This is a genomic window from Massilia sp. YIM B02443, assembly GCF_030411955.1.
Lineage (GTDB): Bacteria > Pseudomonadota > Gammaproteobacteria > Burkholderiales > Burkholderiaceae_D > Telluria.
Map to the genome: position 1 here is coordinate 18,090 of NZ_JASNRA010000023.1, position 20,855 is coordinate 38,944.

Below are 20,855 nucleotides of genomic sequence, written 5' to 3' on the forward strand. Positions count from 1 at the left end.
GCGCCGCCGCTTTTTTTTTTACCTGCCTGCGATCAGAAACGGTAGCGCAGCGTCAGCGACGCATTGCGCGGCGCGGCATAGGTGATCTGGTTGTAGGCGGCGAACATCGCGAACGTGTTGCGGTCGGTGACGTTGTTGAAGTTCAGCTGGGCCGACAGCTGCTTGCTGAACTCGTAGCGCGCCATCAGGTTCACCAGCGCGTACGACCTCTGCTCCACCAGGCCGCCACCGACCGGGGACGGGTCGAAGGTCCAGGTGCGGCCTTCGAAGTTGACGCCGCCGCCGACGGTCAGCTTGCTCCATTCGCCCGGCAGGCGGTAGGTGGCGAAGGTGCGCAGCAGCTTGCGCGGGTAGATCGAGTTGAAGTCGGCGCCGTCCGCGTCTTTGGCGCGGTAGATCGAGTAGCCCAGGCCGGCGTTCAGGCCCGGCGCGAGTTCGCCCGAGACGTCGATCTCGATGCCCTTGCTGGTGGCGCCGTCGGCGGCGCGGTAATAGGCTTCGCCGACCGGCCGGCCGCTGCCCGGCTCGAACACGCCGGCGGGCTGGCCCAGCTTGTCCTGCTTGATGTAGAACGCGGCCAGCGCGGCATTCACGCGGCGGTCGAAGAATTCGCCCTTGATGCCCACTTCCGAGCTTTCGCCGACGATCGGGTCGAGCAGGTTGCCGTTGACGTCTTTCAGGTTCTGCGGCTGGAAGATGTCGGTATAGCTGGCGTAGACCGAATAGGTGTCGTTCAGGTCCAGCGTCAGGCCTGCATACGGCGTGACTTCATTGTCGTACTTCATGCGGTAGGCGGTGGTGAACACGCCCACGCCTTCCTTGTCGTACCGGGTCAGGCGCGCGCCCAGCACCAGCTTGAGGGTGTCGCTCAGGTTCAGGCGCGTCATGCCGTACAGGCCCTGCTGGGTCAGTTCGCTGCGCTCGTAGAAGGCGCGCGGCGCCCAGGTCGGCTCGAGGTAGCTGCCGTCCCAGTTGTTGATGTCGCCCACCGGCGGCGCCATGCCGCCCGGCTGGCCCGGATAGGTGGCGGCGCGCTGGTCCGAGTTGAAGTCGTTGTTGGCGTGCAGGTAGCCGAACGCGGCTTCGTGGCGGCGCCCGCCCGCCTCGTAGTCGCCGTTCAGATGCAGACTGAAGTCGTTCTGCACCGAATGGGTCAGGTACGAGGCCGGGAACGAACCCAGGCCCTCGCCGCTGACGCGGTCGGGCACGCCCGACAGGTACAGCAGGTGCGAATCGCCTTCACGCTCGCCGCGGGTGTAGGTGGCGCGCAGGTTCCAGCCGTTGGCGAAGCGGTGATCCAGTTCGACGAAGGTGTTGTTGGCCGAGCTGGCGTTGCGCGTCCACGGCGTGGCGGTGGTCTTCGAGCGGTCCCAGTTGGTGAGCGTGCCGTCCGAGTAGCGGTACGGCAGGCCGCCCCACATCGAGCCTTCCGGCGAGATCTGCTGGCGGCTGAAGCCGGCGCTCAGCTTGCTACCCTTGGCCAGGTCGGCCTCGACGGTGGCGTAGAAGGTGTGTTCGTTGTTCTTGATGAACTGCACCCAGCTGTCGCTGTCGACGTATTCGCCCACCACGCGGCCGCGCACGCTGCCCGATTCGTTCAGCGCGGTCGAGACATCGGCCATCACGCGCCGCTTGTCCCAGCGGCCCACCGTCACTTCGGCGCTGCCGGCCAGTTGTTTGCTGGAAGCGCGCTTGCGGACCAGGTTGATCGCGGCCGACGGATTGCCGGCGCCGGTCATCAGGCCGGTGGCGCCGCGCACCACTTCGACGCGGTCGTACTGCGCCAGGCTGCCCATCACTTCACCCGAGCTCCAGGCCTGGTTCCAGGTGGTCGGGATGCTGTCGACCTGCAGGTTGTCGATGTCGAAGCCGCGCGACACGAAGCCGCCGCGGTGGGTTTCGTACTGGTTGACCGAGACGCCGGTGACGTTGTTGGCGACGTCGGTGATGGAGAGCAGGTTCTGGTCGATGATGCGCTGCTGGGTGATCACCGACACCGATTGCGGGGTCTCGCGCAGCGACATGTCGAGCGGGGTCGCGGTGCGGGTCGCGCCGATGGTGTAGGCGCCGTTGTCGGTGACCTTCTGGGCCTGCACTTCGACCTGCTGCATGCGGGTGGTGCCGGCGTCGGTGACTTGCGCCATGGCGACGGCGGGGAATGCCATGCCGAGGGCGAGGGCCAGTTTGCTCATGCGGGTAGTGCGGCGCCCTGCGGCGCTGACCTGCAGTTCCATCTTTTTTCCTGTTGTTGACGGTGAGTGGCTGCCGGACCCGGTTACAGAAGGGTAGCGCGATCCGGTTATCATGAAATCCCATGAATGATAACCATTCTCATTTAATTGTCAATACCAGGATGCAACATAGCGATTTTTGCATCGCCGTGCGAGGTAGATGCAACGGTATCGCCGGCCGCAACGCAGGCAGCCGGCGGTGGAGGGATGATCGGCCTGCTTCAGGCAGCCGCTTCTTTCTTGTTGGCCTCGGTGATGGTCCAGTAATAAATCGTGCGGCCGTCGACCTCGACCGTCTTCTCGGCCGGCCATTCGCTGCCCATGTCGAAGGCGTGCGACACCACGCGCGTGCCGACCTTCAATTGCTTCCACAGCTGAGGGCGCAGTTTGGCGTTGACGGTCGGCAGCAGGTAGAGCGTGACCACGGTGGCCGACGAGACGTCGGTCTTGAACAGGTCGCCGACACGGAACGAGGCACGCTCGGACACGCCGGCCTTCTTCGCGTTCTCCCTGGCCTCGGCGATGCGGGCCGGGTCGAGGTCGATGCCGGTGCCGCGCGCGCCACGTTCCTTGGCGGCGGTGACGACGATGCGCCCGTCGCCGCAGCCCAGGTCGTACAGCACGTCGTTCTTGCCGACCTTGGCCAGGTCGAGCATCTTGTCGACCACTTCCTGCGGCGTCGGCACATAGGGCACGTCCAGGCGCGGCGGCGTGGCGGTTGCGGTGGCGCCGGACTGGGCGAGCGCGCGCCCGAACGGGATCAGCGACGTGCCGCCCAGAGCGGCGGCGGACAACAACAGGGTACGGCGGCGTGGTTGCGGGTTCATGGGGACATCTCCTTGGGTGGGGGGGACGCTGCAGGGAAATCGTTATGCCTTATTTCGGCACTCGCCGGTCCTTGTGCGATCGCAGCAACAGCAGCAAGACGCCGCCGCAGGCCAGCACGGCGACGCCGATCCACGCCGCGTTCAGGCCGCCGAGCGTCTGGCTGGAGACGTAGGAAAGGCTCGACCACAGCATATAGGCGCAGCTGGCGCAGAACAGCAGCGGCAGGATCGGATACAGCGGCACCTTGAACGGACGCGGGGTATGCGGTTCGCGCCGGCGCAGCACGAACAGCGAGATGCCGGTGAGCAGGAAGAACAGCCAGAATACCGGCGCGGTGAATTCGACCATCGCCTTGAAGCCGCTGCCCAGCGCCGCGCCGATGCCGACCAGCGCCAGCGCGGCGACGCATTGCACGGTCATGGCAACCCTGGGCGTGCCACGCTCGCCATCCCATTCGGCCATGCGCCGCAGCGGGCCCCAATCGCAACCCATGGCGTAGCCGGTGCGGGCGCCGACGATCATGGTGGCGTTGATCGACGTCAGCGCGGATACCGCCACCAGCACCGAGATCAATTTACCGCCTGTTGGACCGAAGGTTTGCTGCATCACGTCGGCCGCCACCGCCTCCGAAGCGGCCATGCCTTCCATGCCGAGCACTTTCCAGTAGGCCCAGGTCACCAGCAGATACAGCACGGTGATGATGACGATGCCCGCCGTCAGCGCGGTGACCATGCCGCGCGGCCCGCTGCGCATCTCCGCGCTGATGTAGGCGGCCTCGTTCCAGCCGCCGTAGGTCAGCAGCACGAACACCATCGCCATGCCGAGCGAAGCGGTGAGAGCGCCGCCGCCGGCGTCTTCGGCCGGAGCAGCGCTTGAAGCCGCCACCGGCGCCGGATCGGCGAACAGGGCGGCCGCGCCGACGATCAACAGCAGGCCCAGGATCTCGGTCAGCGTCAGCACGGTCTGGGCCCCGGTGCCGGCGCGGATGCCGTGCAGGTTCAGCAGCGACAGCGCGACGATCACCGCCACCGCGTACGCCGTGCTGCCCCAGCCGGCCGGCAGCATCGTCAAGGGAATGGCTTGCTGCATGTAGTCGCCGAACACGAAGCCGAGCAGGGCGATCGAGCCGGTGGTGATCACCGAGAAGCGCGCCCAGCCGAACAGGAAGGAGACCGAGCGGCCAAAGGCGCGCTGCAGGTAATGGTAGTCGCCGCCCGGATGGGCATAGGCGGTGGTCAGTTCGGCGTAGCACAGCGCGCCGATCAGGGACACCACGCCGCCCATGATCCACAGGCCGAACATCTGGCCCGCGCCACCGCTCAGGCCGGCAACCAGCGAGGGTGACTTGAAGATGCCGGCGCCGATGACCACGCCGACGATGATGGCGACCGCTTCGCGCAGGCCGATGGTGGGCCGCACGCGCGTGCCGGGGGCGGCTGATGCGGTGCGTTCTGCTTCGATGGCATCCATGTCGAAAGGGGGCTGCGCAAGGCGCGGCGGCCGCAGGACGGCGCCGCACGTGGTTGACGGAGGGGAACGTGTGGAACCACCGCCGCTCGCCCGCTTTTCGGAACAGCTTTGGATCTTATCGAGCCTGTCCAGCAGGCGTCGCACATTTGAATGCGCGACCTTCAGGCGGGCGGCGCCGGGGGCGCGACCCCGCGTGCGTGTCAATTACGCCTGCGCCGACGCGCGTCATCTCATTGTGCGGCGGCCGGCGCGGCAGTCGGGGCTGCGCCCGGCGCCGTCAGCAGCGGCGTGGCCGCCGGCGCGCCCAGCCACGCGAAGATCTGCGGCCACAGCGTCGCGTGCGCACTGCGCCCAACCAGCACGCCCACGTGCTGCAGGTTGACGCCGATGTCGCCGCCATACGACAGCACCTGCTTGCGCTCGCTCCCGGCCGCCTCGTGGAACGGCAGCACCGACTGCGGAGGAATCACCTTGCTGCGGAAGTCGACTACCGTCATCAATGGCGCGCGCAGGTCTTGCGGACCGAGCGTGCGCGTGCCGATGAGCAGGCGCCCCTGCATGAAGTCGTCGCGCCGGTACAGCGCTTCGACGATCTCGGTGAACAGCTTGCCGGGAAGGGCGAACTCGTCGTGGGTCCAGCGCTCGACCCGCATGTGGGTCGTCATCGCCTGCGGGTCGAGCAGCGACAGGTTGCGGTCGATGATGCGCTCCCACTGGAAGGCTTGCGGCTCGGCCATGGCGCTCATCATGTTGAGGAATACGCCCGGCACGTGGCGGAAGGCATTCGCGATCGCGCGTGCGTCCGGCGTCGCCTTGACCAGCGGCGTGAAGCAGCAGTGGGCGTGGGCAAAGCGCAGCGGCGCTTCCAGCAGGACCGTGGCGGCCACCCGCTCGGGATGGGCGGCGCTGTAGATCGCAGCCAGGATACCGCCCAGCGAATGGCCGGCGATGATCATCCGGTCCTGGCCGCTGTCCTCGGCGATCTTGTCCTGGCACACGGTCAGCAGGCGGTCGCCGTAGTCCGCCAGGCCGACCTCGCTGTCGCCCTCTGGCGTCGGCACCCACTCGGCCAGGTAGACGCGGTAGCCGCGTTCCAGCCAGCGCCGCACCACGCTGATCTCGGGCGCCATGTCCCAGATGTACGAGCGCTTGATCGGCGCCGGTACCAGCAGCACCGGCGGGCCGTCGCTCCTTGCGCCGGCGTAGCTCAGCAGATTCAGGCCCGGCTGGGCATGCAGCACGTGCGAGGGGGTGCGCTGCGGGCCGTAGCCGGCGCGCTCGAGCAGCGCGCCCTTGGCCTGGCGCCGGCGGTCCATGTCCTTCAGGGCCTGCGGCCCGAGTGTATCCAGGGTGTTCCAGTTCATTGCGTACATGGCGATCCCATCCAAAAGGCAATCACGCGACTTTACGCCTGCTGCACGCGCTGTCCAAGCGCGCACGCGCGGAACCGCGCGGGGGTTTGCGATGGGCTAAATCCGGTGTTTTGGATTTTAGCCGTGAAGCTATTTCTCTTTCATTCGGGCAGCGGAAACCGTGCTCGCAGTCAGCGTTTGACGTCGAGCGCGCCATCCATGATCGCTTCGATCTGGGCGCGCGACGCGGGGCTGAAGTCGCCGGCGATCGAATGCTTCATCGCTGCCGCGCCCAGGCCGAACGCTGCGACCTCATCCGGCGCCGCGCCGCGCAGCAAGCCATCGAGAATGCCGGCGGCGAAGGCGTCGCCCGTGCCGATACGGTCGACGATGTGCTGCAGCGTGCACGGTCCGGCCGTGTGCGCGCCGTCGCGGGTGTGCAGGTGGGCGTCCAGCTCGTGGTGGCCGACGCCGTGCTGGCGGCGGCCGGTGTGCGCGATCCAGGCCAGGTGCGGGAAGGCGGCGAAGGCGGCGCCGATGGCTTCGTCCTCGCGTCCCGAGTCGGCCAGTTCGGGCCGGCCCAGCACCAGGGCGAAGTCGCGCGCCCCGGCGAAGGCCAGGTCGGCCTGCGCGAACAGTGCGCGCAGGGTCGCGGCGCCATCGTCGCCGCGTGCCGCCCACAGCGAGGCGCGGTAGTTGCCGTCGAAGGCGATCTTTATGCCCAGTTCGCGCGCCGTGCGCATCGCTTCCAGCACCGCGCGCGCGGGACCGTCGCCCACCGCCGGCGAAATGCCCGATACGTGCAGCCAGTCGGCGCCGCGCAGCAACGCGTTCCAGTCGTAAGCGTCCGGCGCGGCATTGGCAAAGGCGGAGCCGGCGCGGTCGTAGACGATCTCGGAAGGACGCAGCACCGCGCCCGGGGTCAGGAAGTACAGGCCCATGCGCCCTTCGGCGCGCGCCACGTTCGCCACGTCGACGCCATGCATGCGCAGCGCATCGACCGCGGCCTGGCCAAGCGCGTTGCCGGGCACCCGGCTGACCATCGCCGCGTCGTGGCCCAGGGTGGCGAGTGACACGGCCATATTTGCCTCGGCGCCGCCGACGCACAGGTCGAGCGCCGCGGCGTGCTGCAGCAGGCGGCCCTCGGGCGCGGACAAGCGCAGCAGCAGCTCGCCGAAACAGACGACGCGCGGACGGGTGGATCGGTTCGGGTCAAGCATGGCGGCTCCTCGCGGGACAAGAAAGCCAGTATAGACGAGGTCGTGCCGCCTACAGGTATTTCACCCAGGCCCTGGTCGTCACCCGCTTGTAGTCGCCGAAGCGGCGCGTCGGCCAGTACAGCAGCGCCGACACGACCGCCGCGCCGAGCCACACCTGCCACACGTGGTCGACGTCGGCGCGCGGCACCCCCAGCATGGCGGCCGCGATGTGTTGCGCGGCCAGCAGCAGGTACAGGTGCAGGATGTAGAAAAACAGCGGCGCGCCGCCGAACACCGCCGCCACGCGGGTCCAGCCGGCATCAAACCGTTCGAGCAAGGCCAGCAGCGGCAGGCCGACGCCGAGTGTCATCAGGATGAAATCGAGCGAGGGCGGATACTTGGTGAAGTTCAGGTACGACATCGCGCTGCGCACGACGTCGGCCTGCGGCGCCCACGGCTGAGTCTCGCCGTAGATGTTCCAGGTGCGCAGCACCAGCAGCAGCGCCAGGCAGGCCAGGCCGAGCAGCGCCAGCCAGCGCCGGCGCAGCTCGGGCGCGGTGGCGCGCGCATACAGTGGGCCGCAGGCGTAGCCGAGCAGGATCACGCCGATCCAGGCCAGCAGCGGGTAGCTGATCTTCACCCGCACCGGATCCTCCAGCAAGAAGCCGCGCTGTTCCAGCACGGTCCACAGCGACGCGGGCATGCCGCCCGGTTCGAACGACAGGCCGGCCAGCGCATTGTGGCCGCCGACGATGACCAGGCCCGCCACCGCGAGCACGGCCAGCGGCAGGCGATGCAGCAGCGCCAGCGCCAGCATCGACAGGCCGATGGCCCAGATCACCTGCAGGTAGATGGTGTGCGGCGTGAAGCTGCCGGTCCAGGCGAAGTTGACGACCACGATCTCGAGCAGGATCAGGAAGGCGCCGCGCTTGGCCAGGAAGCCGGTGGCGTCGCGCGGCCCGCCCGCCGGATTGGCGTACAGCCAGGCCGACAGGCCGGTGAGGAACACGAACATCGGCGCGCAGAAGTGTGCGGCCAGGCGGGTGAAGAACAGGCCCGGGTCGGTCGTGGCGGCGTCCATCGGGTCGCTGACCTGGTGCTGCAGGAAGAAAGTCTCGCGCACGTGGTCGACCGTCATCAGGAGCATGACCAGGCCACGCGCCACGTCGATCGAGGCAATGCGCTTGCTGGCGGCGGTCATGGGGCGCTCCTTGCTGATGGAAGGGCGGCGGCTGGGAAATCGGAGGTACGAATCAACGTCATGAGTCTCTGCTGTGGTGCGCCGCCTTGCAACTTGCGGCGCGGTCTTGAATGGCGTGCAGCGGCAGCCGTAAGCATGCGGCTGCGCGCGTCCATGGCGAACATGGACGCGCGGCGTCAGGCGGAGAGCTGGAACGAGGGCGGCGCGTGCGGTTGCGGCAGCAGCCGGCTGGCATGGATGACGAACGGACCACCGGCCTTCGTGGTCGTGACCAGTTGCAGCAGGATGGGTTGGTAAGCGAACGGCGCCAGCCCAAGGGCCGGCGGCGCGGCGTGGGCCTGCGCCTGAACGGCGCAGGCGACGCATTCCTGCGTCCTGGACTGCTTCTCGTGATCGTGGCCGACCGCAGCGAACAACTGCAGGAGCAGGGCGATGGCGGCGAGCCACGCCAGCAGCCGGCCGCGCGCGGCGGCCTGGGGCTGTCGGTGTCGTTGGGTGCCTGTCATCGTCGCTCTTGCGTGGATCAAGCCAAAAATTGTACTCCATATCCGGCAACGACAAAAAGCCACGGCCAGCAAGCCGCGAATCGCTCTGGCATACTCGACATCGATATTCTTACCGAATCACCGAGGAAGCGAACGAATGAAACCGGAAATGCTAGTGTTGGGAAGCGTATGGTCGGCCGAGGTGCGCGAGCAGATACAAACTGCGTTCGAGTGCCATTTCACGAGCGGCATCCCGCAGGCGGGCGACCCTGAATTCGACGCGATCGCGCCGCGCATCCGCGGCGTGCTCACCAGCGGCACCGTGGGCGTGACGCCGGCACTGGTGGCCAGCCTGCCGGCGCTCGAGATCGTGTCGGTGCACGGCGTCGGCGTCGATGCGGTGCCGCTGGACCTGCTGGCCGCGCGCGGCATCCGCCTCACCAACACGCCGGACGTCCTGACCGACGACGTGGCCGACTTCGCGGTGCTGTTGCTGCTGGCCGCGGTGCGCCGCCTTCCGCTGCTGGACCGCTACGTGCGCGACGAGCGCTGGCCCGCCAAGGCGCCGCTGACGCAGGCGCGCAGCCTGCGCGGCAAGGTGGCCGGCATCGTCGGTTTCGGCCGCATCGGCCAGGCGGTGGCCAATCGCCTGCAGGCGTTCGGCGTCGAGATCCGCTACTACCAGCGTAGCGCCGGGCCGATGCCCGAGCGGCGCAGCGAGTCGCTCTTGGGGCTGGCGGAGGAGAGCGACATGCTGGTGCTGTGCATGCCCGGCGGCGCCGAGACCACGCGCATGATCGGCGCCGAAGTGGTCGAGGCGCTGGGGCCGGAAGGCACGCTGGTGAACATCGCGCGCGGCTCGGTGCTGGATGAAGCGGCCTTGATCGCGGCGCTGGAAAGCGGACGGCTCGGCGCGGCCGGCCTGGACGTGTTCGAACGCGAGCCCGAAGTACCGGCCGCGCTACGCGCGCTCGAGAACGTGGTGCTGACGCCGCACGTGGGCAGCTTCACGGTCGAGGCGCGGCGGGCGATGGGACGGCTGGCGGTAGCCAACCTGACGGCGTATTTCGCGGGCCAGCCGCCGCTTACGCCGGTGGTGTGAACTTAGTCCAGATGCTCGTGGTGGTCGGGCACGCCGTGCTTCCAGTAGGCCGACACGCGGGTCGCCTGGCGCGGCAGTCCCTTGTCCAGCAACAGCTGGCGCACGCGCACCATCAGCGCCGCTTCGCCGCCGCCCCAGGCGATGCCGGCGCCCAACTGTAGGGGCAGGCCGCTCAGCACGGCGATCAATGCGTCGCCTGATCCGACCCAGTGGATGTCGGCGTCCGCATTCGTGAAGAAGCCGCGGCGGTCGGCGGCGTCGGCCAGGATCACCACCTGGGCACGTGCACCCTGCGGCAGCTCTTCCAGGCGGCGCGTGATCGCCGGCAGCGCGCTGTCGTCGCCGATCAGCAGGTGCCAATCCATTTCCAGCGGCAGGATCATCGAGCCGCGCGGGCCGCCGATGATGGCGCGCTGGCCGACGCTCGCATTGCGCGCCCACTCGGCCGCGCCGCCGTGGCCGTGCAGGGCGAATTCCAGGGTCAGTTCGCGCGCTTCACGGTCGAAGCGGCGTGGCGTATAGTCGCGCCGCACCTGCTGTCCGTCCGCGCCGTCGAACATGAACTTGACGTGGTCGTCGAACGAGAGCGAAATGAAGTCGGACAGCGCCTCACCCTTGAAGGTAATGGCGGCGAAACCGGGGCTGAGCTGGTCGATGCGGACCACTTCGACGTCGCGCATCTTGAGATCGTGGCGTACGCGTTCGATGACGGGGACATTGGCGGGAGTACTGAATTCCGACATGCTACACTCCAGAATTAGTTGATAGTGTCTACCATTATGCGAAAAGAAGTTGATAGAGTCAACCAAAAACACGAAGCCAAGCGGGACAGTGCAGGTAACGACCCGCTCGAGCTGATGCATGCGATCACGCATCTCTACCGTTCGCAGCAGCTGCGCGGGCTGCGCGCCGGCGCGCACGAACTCGCGCATATGGAAGTCAAGGCGTTGATGTATTTTGCCCGGAATCCGGGCGCGACGTTGTCCGAGCTGGTGTCGCACTCGGGGCGCGACAAGGCGCAGGTGGCGCGCCTGATCAAGGGTCTGCGAGACGCAGGTTTGCTCGATGCGGTGGCCGATGAAGCCGATCGGCGCAGTACGCGCTTGTCGCTCAGCGACGCGGGGCGGGAGGTGTTCGCGTCGCTGCACCGGCATAACGATGCGTTGAGCGAAGTGGCGCTGGCGGGGGTGTCGGACGATGAAAAGTCCGTGCTGATGTCGTTGCTCGGGCGCGTGCGCGCGAATCTGGAAGCGCGCGAAGACCGCTGACGTTCCTGTTTCTCCGCACCCTCAAAACCGTCGTCACCGCGAAGGCGGGGACCCAGGTTTGCACTAGCAGCCACCTGAGCAAACGTTAGTGGCTGCGCAACGAACTTGGATCCCCGCCTGCGCGGGGATGACGTTGCCGAGGGTGCGGGACTGGCGTGCGGCTGCGCTGGTCAGCCGACGGCTTTGCCGTTAGCCGGCCGTGTACATCGCGCTTACTCCACCCACGCATGCCCATCGCNCCGAGGGTGCGGGACTGGCGTGCGGCTGCGCTGGTCAGCCGACGGCTTTGCCGTTAGCCGGCCGTGTACATCGCGCTTACTCCACCCACGCATGCCCATCGCGCGCCATCAGCGCAAACGCCTCCGCCGGCCCCCACGATCCGGCCGCATACGGGTGCGGCTTCTCGTTGAGGGACTCCCAGCCATTGATGATCGGCTCCACCCACTCCCACGCCGCTTCAAGCTCGTCGCGGCGCATGAAGTGCGTCAGGCGCCCGCGCACGACGTCGATCAGCAGGCGCTCGTAGGCCTCCGCGCGACGCTGCGCAAACGCCGACTGCAGATCGAGATTGAGCGCCACCTGCTGCATCTCCATCCCGCTGCCCGGCTGCTTGGCCATGATCTGCAGCTTGATCGCTTCTTCCGGCTGCAGCTCGATCACCAGGCGGTTGGCGACGCTGCCTTGCGACTGCGGGAACAGCGGGAACGGCGGATTGGCGAATTCGACCACGATCTTCGACGAGCGGCGCTGCATGCGCTTGCCGGTGCGCAGGTAGAACGGCACCTTGGACCAGCGCCAGGTGTCGATGTGGGCGCGCAGGGCGACGAAGGTCTCGGTGTGGCTGTCCGCCGGCACGTTGCTCTCGTCGTGGTAACCCTTGGCTTCCTGGTTGCCGCTCACGCCCTTGCTGTACTGCCCGCGCACGGTGTCGCGCGCGATGTCGGCCAGCGTCATGCAGCGCAGCGAGCGCAGGACCTTCAGCTTTTCGTCGCGCACCGCGTCTGGCGACAGCGAGGTTGGCGGCTCCATGGCGACGATGCACAGCAGCTGCAGCAGGTGGTTCTGCACCATGTCGCGCATCGCGCCGGCGCTGTCGTAGAAGCCGGCGCGGCTGCCCACGCCCACTTCTTCCGCCACCGTGATCTGCACGCTGGCGATGTTCGGCGCGCGCCACAGCGGTTCCAGGATCGAGTTCCCGAAGCGCAGCACCATCAGATTCTGCACCGTTTCCTTGCCCAGGTAATGGTCGATGCGGTAGATCTGCGACTCGGCGAAATGTTTGCCGACCGCCTCGTTGATCTCGACCGCCGAGGCCAGGTCGCGGCCCAACGGCTTTTCCAGCACCACGCGCGCGTTGTCGTCGACCAGGCCGGTGGCGGCCAGCTTGTCGCAGATCATCGTGAACAGCGACGGCGCCGTAGCCAGGTAGAACACGCGCTGCGCGCCGTCGCGCGAGGCTTCGCGCAGGCTGTCGAACAGCGGCGCGGCCGACACGTCCAAGCGCACGTAGACCAGCAGCTCGAGGAAGCCGGCCCACGTTTTCTCGTTGAAGTTGGCTTCGGTGATGAACGAGCGCGAATGTTCCTCGACAAACGCCAGGTAGGCGGCGCGGTCGTAGTCCTGGCGGCCGGTCGACAGGATGCGGGTCGATGGCGGCAGGTTGCCGTGCAGGAAGGCCATGTACAGGGCGGGCAGGAGCTTGCGCATCGCAAGGTCGCCCATGCCGCCAAAGATGGTCATGTCGAGGGGAAGTCCGGTATCGTGCTCGGTCGAGGTGGTCATGGGTCTTTCGCTAACGGTTGGGATGAACGCTTCGGCGTGGTGCATGTCGCACCTGATTGTAGCCTAACTACGGCGATTCTCTGAATAAGCTGACATGTCGCAGCATGGCATTGCAGGACGAAAAAAGGCCCGCACGCGGCGGGCCAGGAGAGCACTACAGGAAGATCGGTCAGAACTTGTAACGCAGCCCGGCCAGGTATTCGCGCCCGGTCACGTTGTTCACCACCACGCTGTTGCGCGCCCGGCTGATGAACTGGTCGTTCTCCTCATTGGTCAGATTCACACCCTCCAGCGTGAACTCGAGCCGCTCGTTGACCTTGTACGAAATCGACAGGTCGACGTTGAAGGTCTCGTTCTTGCCCTCGACGTCATTGTTGTTCTGCCCCGGCACGCGGGTGATGAAGCCCGAACGCTTGGAACCCGACAGGCGCGCGCTGAACTTGCCGTCGTCATAGAAGAAGGTGGCGTTCCACGACTTCGGCGACAGGTTCAGCAAGTCGTCGGTGATGCTCTCGTTGCTGGTCGGCGAAACCGCGTAGTTGATCTTCGACGACACCTTGGTGTAGTTCAGCAGCGTGCCGAAGTTGCGGCCCCAGCCCGGCAGGAAGGTGAACGGCTGCTGCCAGTTGACCTCGAAACCTTTCAGCTTGCCACCGTCGGTATTCACCGGCTGCGTCAGCTGGAACATTTCCTCGCCCGTGAAGTTGGCCGGCAGCAGCGACAGCGGCAGGCCCGAGTCGCGGAAGGCGACGTTGGTGCGCAGGCTCTGGATGTAGGTGTCGATGTTCTTCTGGAACAGGCCCAGGCCGACGAAGGCCTTGTTCGAGAAGTAGTACTCGAAGCTGCTGTCGAAGGTCTTTGCGCGGAACGGTTTCAGGAATGGGTTGCCGGAGTTGATCGACAGGTTGCCGGTAGTGGCGATGCTGCCGCCCGGCGACAGGAAGCCCAGCTGCGGACGGGTCATCACCTTGGCCGCGCCGAAGCGCACGATGAACGCGTCGGTGACATTCGCCGCCACGTTGAACGACGGCAGGGTGTCCTTGTAGTCGTGCTCGACCTTGACGGCGGTGCCGCCGCCGGCCGCCTGGTAGCCGATGGTTTCCAGTTCGGTCTTCACGTGGCGCACGCCGAAGTTGCCGCGCAGCGGGATGTTCCACAAATCGGTGCGGAATTCGCCCATCAGGTAGATGCCATTCGATTTCTCGGTGACCGAGCGGTTGTTGCCGCGCGCATTGCCGTTCTCGATCGACGACAGCGTGAAGTCGCCGGGACCGCCCGCCGGGCCGCTCTTGATGCAGTTGCAGTAGATGTCGTAGGCGGCGGCGATCGCCTGCAGGTTCGGCACCACCCAGCCGGTGGCGTTCCCGGCCGGCATGCCGAGGTTGCTGCCGAAGCCGGTTAGATTGGTGGTCAGACCCGTGGCGCCGGCCGGCGGGGCGAAGATGGTGTCGTTCTGGTTGACGCGGCGGAACTCGTAGGTATCCGAGCTGTACTTTTTCGAATTGACGCCGCCCTTGAAGGTCAGCGCTTCGCTGGCTTCCCACGCCAGGTCGAACTGGCCGACGTTGTTGACGTTGTCGGTGCCTTGCGGACGGATGCGGATTTCGCTGGTGGTGGTGTTCGGCACCGTGGTCGGCTGGGCGCCGCTGGCCACCTGCGGCACGCCGATCAGGCCCATGCCGCTGCCGTTGACGTCGATCGGGTAGGTAATCACCGGACGGCGGTCGCTGCCGCGGAAGTCGATGGCGTAGCCGTCGACGTTGAGCGCATCGAGCGTCACCGTGGTCTGGATCGGATTGCGGAACTTGGATTCGGCGCGGCCGTACTTGGCGCTGAAGCTCAGGGTGTCGCTCAGCTTGTGTTCCAGCGTCAGGGTCGGCTGGGTGAAGGTGGTCTTCAGTTCGTCGAAGCGCTGCTCGGAGCGCAGGTCGACGTTATTGTAGCGGCCGTACAGCAGCTGGCCGCTCGGCGAATACTCGGCTTCCAGCACGCCGACCTGCGGCTTGCCGCCCTGGCTGCCGCTGCGGCTGAACGAGGTCGCCTGCAGGAAGTCTTCCTGGCGCGTCGCGTCCAGCTTCGAGTACAGCATGTCGAAGGTGAGCAGGGTGCCGCGCTGCGGGCGCCATTGCACCGAGCCGGTCAGGCCCAGGCGGTCCTGGTCGTGGGTCAGGCGGCCGTAGCGCGGCAGGCGCGGGTGGAAGTTGTTCGGGTCGCTGGCGGCGTTGTAGGCGGCGATGTTCTGCGGCGTGCCCGGCAGACGCTCGGCGCCTTGCGCGGCCGGGCCGCAGGTGGTCGCGGTCGAGTTGCTCGGGTTGGCGGTCACGCCCTGTGGCGCGCACCAGCCGCCGGAGGATGGACCGTTATCCCAGCGCACCGTGCTGAAGCCGTCTTCCAGCACGCGGCGCTTGGAGAAGGCGCCCGAGACCAGCACGCCCAGTTTGCGGTCGAAGAAGGTGTCCGACACCATGAAGGCGATGCGCGGATCGGTCTTTTTCGAGCCGTCGTTGTACTTGCCCTTGACGGCGATGGTGGCGTTGCGGCCGCGCAGGTCGAACGGGCGCAGCGTCTGCAGGTCGACGGTGGCGCCGAGCGAGCCTTCGTCGACGTCGGCCGACGAACTCTTGCGCACGGTGAGCGAGCTGAACAGTTCGGAGGCGAACACGTTGAAGTCGAAGCCGCGGCCGCGGTTGGTGCCGCCCGAGCTGTCGGTGCCGCCGGTGGTGGCCAGGCCCTCGATGCCGTTGATGCGCACCCGGGTAAAGTCCTGGCCCAGGCCGCGCACCGTGATGTTGCGGCCTTCGCCGGCGTCGCGGTCGATCACCACGCCCGGCACTCGCTGCAGCGATTCTGCAAGATTAGTGTCAGGAAACTTGCCCATGTCTTCGGACTTGATCACGTCGACGATGCCGTTTTCCTGGCGCTTGGCGTTCAGGGCGCTTTCCAGCGAGGCGCGCAGGCCGGTCACCACCACGGTCTGGGCGTTGCCCGGGGCGGCGGCCGGGGAAGCTTGCACCTCCTGGGCGAAGGCGGGGCCGAGCGAGAGCGCCGAGATGGAAGCGGTGCCGAGCAGGCACAGGGTAAGTTTGCGCAGCGTTGCGCGCGGGGCGGGTTGGGTCATGCTGTCTCCATGCGTTTTTGTCGGGGCGGTGTGAAGCCGGTGCCGCAATAACTTGCTTTTATTACTGTTTTTATTGCTTGAGTTCTGGTCGGGCCAGTTTTGGAATTCTATGGCAACTTTATGAGTTTTGGTCAGGCCAGATGAAAAATATTTACGCTACTGGCCTGACCTGTCGCCAATCAGGTCTTTTTGTTGAGAACCTGGTTGTAGCGTTTGCCCGCGATGGTGACGTTGTCCAGCGTGATGTCGACGGCGTTATGCACGAACCACGGCTTGTCCGCGTTGCGCGGCGTGCCGAAATCGGAATCGCTGATGCGCACGCGCGAGATCGGCAGGATCGGGGTGCCGGCCTTGCCGTTGAAGCTCGACGCCACCGGTCCCAGCAGCACGAAAGCCTGGTAGCACGAGAAGCTGCCCTTGCCGGTGTCGACGTTGGAGGTGCGCACGTTGCGGATGTCGATGTCCGACACCTGCGGCGGCCGGATGCGCATGGTGTCGTCGCCCGGCACATAGTCGCAGTCGATGGTGACGATGGCGCCGGCGCTGGAGGCCACCGGTTCCCTGATCTCGTGTGCGCCCGCCAGCGGCTTGTACAGCCCCGGCTCCAGCGCCACGCCATGCGGCAGCGTCACGTCGCGCACGTACAGGTGGCGCAGGAAGCCGCCGCGGTTCATATTGGTCTTGAGCCGGATCGCCGTGTTCAGCGGATCGTCCTTCCAGTGCGTGTTGCGGAACTCGAGCTTCTCGGCATACACGTGCTCGATGCCGCCCGCCATCTCGCTGCCCAGGGTTACGCCACCATGGCCGCTGTTCATCACGCAGTTGCGGATCACCACGTTGCGCGTGGCGCCGCGGCCGGTGTCCAGGTTCTTGCCGGCCTTGATCGCGATGCAGTCGTCGCCGTTGTTGAACTGGCAGTCGTCGACCAGCACGCCGTCGCAGCTCTCCGGGTCGAAGCCGTCGCTGTTCGGGCCCAGGCTTTCCATGTTGACGCGCCGGATCAACAGGTCCTTGCAGTCGACCGGATGGTGCAGCCAGAACGGCGCGGCATTCACCTGGTAACCCTGCAGCAGCACCTTGTTGCAGCCGATCAGTTCGATCATGCAGGGACGCAAAAAGTGGCCGTGGCCGAACACGCGCCGGGTCGCCGGCACGCCGGCCTCGGACAGCGCCGGCAGGTAGCGCGAGTCGGTCTGCCAGCGGTCGCCTTGTCCCTGGATGCTGGCCTGGCGCCGCGCGTCGATGCCGGGCGCCACCTTGTCGAGCGCCGGGTTGTTCGGGTTGGGGTAGACTTCGGTGCGCTTGCGTACCGGCTTGCCGCGGCCCTTCCAGTCCCACCAGCATTCGGGTCCTTCGGCGAAGCCCGGCTCGAACGGCACGCCGCCCTGGCCGTTCAGGATGCTGGTCCAGTCCTCGCCGGTGAGCGCGATATTGCTCTGGTTGATGGCGTACACCATCGGCGAATAGTTCAGGCAATCGTTGCCCTGCCAGCGCGACAGCACCAGCTTGCCGTTGGCGCCGCAATCGTGCTCTCCGTGGCGCGCGTAGTGGGCCGGATTCGCCGCGAAGTGCACGCGCGCGCCGGCCGCCAGGTGCACGTGCACGTTCGAGCGCAGCACGATCGGGCCGGCGCAGTACCACTCTCCCTTCGGGATCAGCACGCGGCCGCCGCCCCTGGCGTGGCAGGCGGCGATGGCGGAGGCGATCGCCGGGTAGCAGTCGGGCGAATTCGGGGCCGGCGTGTGCAGCGTGCCCTCGACCAGCGACGCGACCTGGCCCTTCACCTGCACCAGCGTGCACGGCTTGGCGCCGTGGGCCGTGATCGGGAAGTCCTCGTTGCGGAAGGCGAGCGGCGTGGCGAAGCGGGCGACGATGTCGGCGGCGCGCTTCCACGGGTCCGGATTGGCGCCACTGGCGACGGCAGCGGCAGCGGCGGCTGCGCCGTCCTGGGCCTGGGCCGCGCGATGCAAACCAAGCCCGGACAGCACCAGCGAGGCGGCGGGAACGGAGCGCAGCAGCGCGCGGCGTTTAGGGTGAAAAGACATGGGATTCCTTACGGTTGTCGTGCGAGGGTGACGCGCACCGGGCTGGCGTCGCGGGCAGCCATGTCCTGCGTGACCTGGGTCCACCTGGCGCGGCTGGTGATCTCGCCGGCCCGGCTCCAGGCGCCGCCGGCGTAGTAGCGCAGCGGCTGGCCGGGCGTGGCCTTGGCCACGATCAGTTCATTCAGGGCGTCCTGGGCGAAGCCTTCGGCCGACGGCAGCACGACCGCGGTGCCGAAGGCGTCGTTGCTCTTCTGTTCGACCCACTGCAGCAGCACCTTGCCTTCGCGCACGGTCTGGATCTTCGGTTCCTGGCCCTTGTCGCCCGGGGTCTTGTTGAGGCCGATGGCGACGGTCAGCGGCGCATTGTCGCCGGCGCCCGTGGTGAAGGTGCTGTCGATGCGATCGAGCCAGTGGCCGGCATCGACCGTGAAGCGCTTGACTTCACTGACCTGGCGTCCGCCCGCGTCCCACGGCGCGTAGTGCAGCTCGAACACGGCGCGGATCGGGCCGTTGGCCAGGATCTTGTAGCTGGCGTAGTTCACGCCGGTGTGCAGCGTCTTGCCGTCCCACACGCCGCTGCCGCCGGCGCCGCGCGACTTGCCGACGTTGTACATGTCCATGCCTTCGCCCTGGTCCTTGTGGTAGTGGTCATGGCCCTTGTTGTACCAGCGGTCGACGATCGGGTAGTCGACCCGCTTGAACCAGATATCCAGGCCACTGGTCACCAGCACTTCCTTGACCACGCCGGCCGGTGCCGGTGCTGCCAGGGCCGGGCCGTAGGTGCGGTGCGCGATCTTGTCGTTCTCCCACGCGAAATCGTCGAGCCGTTCCGGCACCTGGCGTGCGAACGCTTTGATCGGGAACGGCGGCGCCACGCCATCGATGCGCTCGATGGTGAAGCCGGCGCTCTTTTCGCCGGCGGCGAAGCTGTGCTGGAACAGCAGCTCGCCGTAGGCGATGCCTTCGTTCTTCGGGTCTTTCGCCTGCGGCGCGATGTTGGTCACCTGGTGCGGCAGCACGCGGCCGGATGCGTCCTTGACCGCGATCTTCTGGATCATGGCGCCGGGCAGGGCGGCGTTGACGTCCTTCCATGGGATCGAAATGGTTTCGGACGGGCGCGCGATGGACAGGTCGTGCTGCACGGTGACCGCGACGCGGTCGCCCGCGAACGCCGCTTGCGCGCCGAGGGCGAGCGGCGCCCCCAGCAAGGTGGCCAGCGCCGCTGCCATTGAAAGTCGTTGCATGGTTCCCCCGGATCAGTGGTGTTCGCGGTAGTCGGTGGTCCCGCCCTTGGGCAGGTAGTGATAGGTACGCACCTTGTGCTGGATCTCGAACTGCGGATTCGTCACCAGGCGGATGATCTCGGCGCCGGCCAGCAGCATCGGGCCGTAGCCGTGCAGGGCGTCGACGCTGGTCGGGCGGTGGTAGTAATAGACCATGTCGCTGGCCAGGGTGGTGCCGACGCAGGTGCCTTCGACCTGGCCCAGCGCAGTAATCCGCGTGCTCAAGGCGTTCCAGCCGGTTTGCGCGATCGAGCCATAGGTGGTGGCGCTGATCCAGCCTTCGTTCACCGCGTGCGCGAACACATAGGTGAAGATGGCGCTGGCCGAGGTCTCCAGATACGAGTCGTTCCGGTCCAGCATCTGGTGCCACAGGCCGCTGCCGCTTTGCAGTTCGGCGATGCCTTTCAGCGAAGCGCGCAGCTGCGCCAGCACTTTCGGGTAGCCCGGATGGTCTTTCGGCAGCACGTCGAGCAGGTCGGACATGGCCAGCACCGCCCAGCCATTGGCGCGCGCCCAGTAAAAGCGTGGCGCATCCGGGTGATTCGCGTGCCAGCCGTGGGTGTAGAGGCCCAGCTGCGGATTGAACATGCGGCTCGACATGCCGATCACGTTGTTGACGGCGTCATCGAAGTGCTCGCGCTTGCCGGTGAGGCGTCCCATCTCGGCCAGCGCCGGGATCGACATGTACATGTCGTCGGCCCACAGCGAGACTTCCTGCGGACGCTTGCGCGCCATGGTGCCGTCTTCCAGGCGGAACTGGCGCTTGGCCACCCAGTCGCTGCAGGTGTCGATCATCTGCTTCAGGTCCGGGCCGACCCTGGCCAGGCGCGCCCGGATCAGGGCCGCGCACATCGAGCCGCTGTCGTCGAGCGAGCGCGGATCGAGGAAGCGCGAGAAGCTGTTGGCGCGCTCCAGCTTGAACTTCTGTTCCTGGGCGCGGAAGTAAGGGAGGGTGTCGTTGAAGAACTGGAAGTGACGACGCGTCATGCCGGTGAAGCCGGCGTCGCCGGTAACCTGGGCCGCCTTGAGCAGGCCCGAATGGACCACGCCCATCTCGTACACCTGGATGCCGTAGTCGCCCGCGCTCTTCTCGAAGACGGCGTCCGCGACCGGGTTCTTCATGTCGGTGATCGGCTGGCCGCTCTTCTTGCCGACGATGCGGGTCGGCGTGGCGCGGTCCATGAAGCCCCGGATCGCCTGCAGCTGGGCCGTGACTTCGGCCACCACCGGCTTTTTATACGGGATCGGATAGGTGCCTTCGCCCGGGTCGCCCAGGTTGCTGTTGTCGGGATTACGGTACTTGCCCTCGGCCAGGGCGGGTCCGCAGGCGAGCGCGCAGCCGAGCAGGGCTGCAAGCAGGTGCAGTGTGGGGCCTTTCATGTGTCTCCAATCGCTTTGTTGTGTTACCGGATATCGGTACTGCTTTTCTTGTGATGCAGGTTTTGCCAGCGCCCGGGTGGTCCCGTGGTCGCCGTGTTATTGCGTTTTGGT

General features: G+C 66.9%; 15 protein-coding genes. 2 read left to right on the top strand and 13 right to left on the bottom strand.

What is annotated here, in order from left to right; all coding sequences use genetic code 11:
* Positions 1–32: 32 nt before the first annotated feature.
* From QPK27_RS20050 to QPK27_RS20080, 7 genes are all read right to left on the bottom strand, one after another.
* Positions 33–2,234, bottom strand: coding sequence for a TonB-dependent siderophore receptor (locus QPK27_RS20050; RefSeq protein ID WP_290419941.1), 2,202 nt, complete (start codon positions 2,232–2,234; stop codon positions 33–35).
* A 218-nt stretch (positions 2,235–2,452) separates the two neighbouring features.
* Complete coding sequence (locus QPK27_RS20055) at positions 2,453–3,058, bottom strand: class I SAM-dependent methyltransferase (protein WP_290419942.1); 606 nt, start codon at positions 3,056–3,058, stop codon at positions 2,453–2,455.
* Between the two features lie 49 nt (positions 3,059–3,107).
* Positions 3,108–4,529 (bottom strand): APC family permease, encoded by a 1,422-nt coding sequence (locus QPK27_RS20060; RefSeq protein ID WP_290419943.1) that lies wholly within the window; start codon positions 4,527–4,529, stop codon positions 3,108–3,110.
* A gap of 230 nt (positions 4,530–4,759) precedes the next feature.
* A complete protein-coding gene (locus QPK27_RS20065; RefSeq protein WP_290419944.1) occupies positions 4,760–5,902 on the bottom strand; it encodes an alpha/beta fold hydrolase in 1,143 nt (380 codons plus the stop codon).
* A 170-nt stretch (positions 5,903–6,072) separates the two neighbouring features.
* On the bottom strand, positions 6,073–7,101 hold the full coding sequence (locus QPK27_RS20070) for a sugar kinase (RefSeq protein ID WP_290419945.1): 1,029 nt from the start codon (positions 7,099–7,101) through the stop codon (positions 6,073–6,075).
* Between the two features lie 49 nt (positions 7,102–7,150).
* On the bottom strand, positions 7,151–8,281 hold the full coding sequence (locus QPK27_RS20075) for a DUF1624 domain-containing protein (protein ID WP_290419946.1): 1,131 nt from the start codon (positions 8,279–8,281) through the stop codon (positions 7,151–7,153).
* A 176-nt stretch (positions 8,282–8,457) separates the two neighbouring features.
* Positions 8,458–8,787, bottom strand: a complete 330-nt coding sequence (locus QPK27_RS20080; protein WP_290419947.1) for a hypothetical protein — start codon at positions 8,785–8,787, stop codon at positions 8,458–8,460.
* A 148-nt stretch (positions 8,788–8,935) separates the two neighbouring features.
* On the opposite strand from QPK27_RS20080, the gene QPK27_RS20085 reads away from it, so the two are divergent.
* Positions 8,936–9,868, top strand: a complete 933-nt coding sequence (locus QPK27_RS20085) for a 2-hydroxyacid dehydrogenase (protein WP_290419948.1) — start codon at positions 8,936–8,938, stop codon at positions 9,866–9,868.
* Between the two features lie 2 nt (positions 9,869–9,870).
* Here QPK27_RS20085 and QPK27_RS20090 read toward each other — a convergent pair whose 3' ends face one another.
* Positions 9,871–10,611: a siderophore-interacting protein gene (locus QPK27_RS20090; RefSeq protein WP_290419949.1), complete on the bottom strand. Its 741-nt coding sequence runs from the start codon at positions 10,609–10,611 to the stop codon at positions 9,871–9,873.
* Between the two features lie 36 nt (positions 10,612–10,647).
* Here QPK27_RS20090 and QPK27_RS20095 point away from each other — a divergent pair, with 36 nt between their 5' ends.
* A complete protein-coding gene (locus QPK27_RS20095) occupies positions 10,648–11,136 on the top strand; it encodes a MarR family winged helix-turn-helix transcriptional regulator (RefSeq protein ID WP_290419950.1) in 489 nt (162 codons plus the stop codon).
* A gap of 315 nt (positions 11,137–11,451) precedes the next feature.
* Here QPK27_RS20095 and zwf read toward each other — a convergent pair whose 3' ends face one another.
* From zwf to QPK27_RS20120, 5 genes are all read right to left on the bottom strand, one after another.
* Positions 11,452–12,918, bottom strand: a complete 1,467-nt coding sequence (zwf, locus tag QPK27_RS20100; protein WP_290419951.1) for a glucose-6-phosphate dehydrogenase — start codon at positions 12,916–12,918, stop codon at positions 11,452–11,454.
* A 169-nt stretch (positions 12,919–13,087) separates the two neighbouring features.
* The gene (locus tag QPK27_RS20105) at positions 13,088–16,036 is read right to left on the bottom strand and encodes a TonB-dependent receptor (protein WP_290419952.1); all 2,949 of its coding nucleotides are present in this window, start codon (positions 16,034–16,036) and stop codon (positions 13,088–13,090) included.
* 179 nt (positions 16,037–16,215) lie between these two features.
* On the bottom strand, positions 16,216–18,081 hold the full coding sequence (locus tag QPK27_RS20110; protein ID WP_290419953.1) for a glycoside hydrolase family 28 protein: 1,866 nt from the start codon (positions 18,079–18,081) through the stop codon (positions 16,216–16,218).
* Between the two features lie 8 nt (positions 18,082–18,089).
* Positions 18,090–19,325: a DUF4861 family protein gene (locus tag QPK27_RS20115; RefSeq protein ID WP_290419954.1), complete on the bottom strand. Its 1,236-nt coding sequence runs from the start codon at positions 19,323–19,325 to the stop codon at positions 18,090–18,092.
* 12 nt (positions 19,326–19,337) lie between these two features.
* Positions 19,338–20,744 carry a glycoside hydrolase family 105 protein gene (locus QPK27_RS20120; protein WP_290419955.1) on the bottom strand — a complete coding sequence of 469 codons (1,407 nt, stop codon included), beginning with the start codon at positions 20,742–20,744 and terminating at the stop codon, positions 19,338–19,340.
* Positions 20,745–20,855 lie beyond the last annotated feature (111 nt).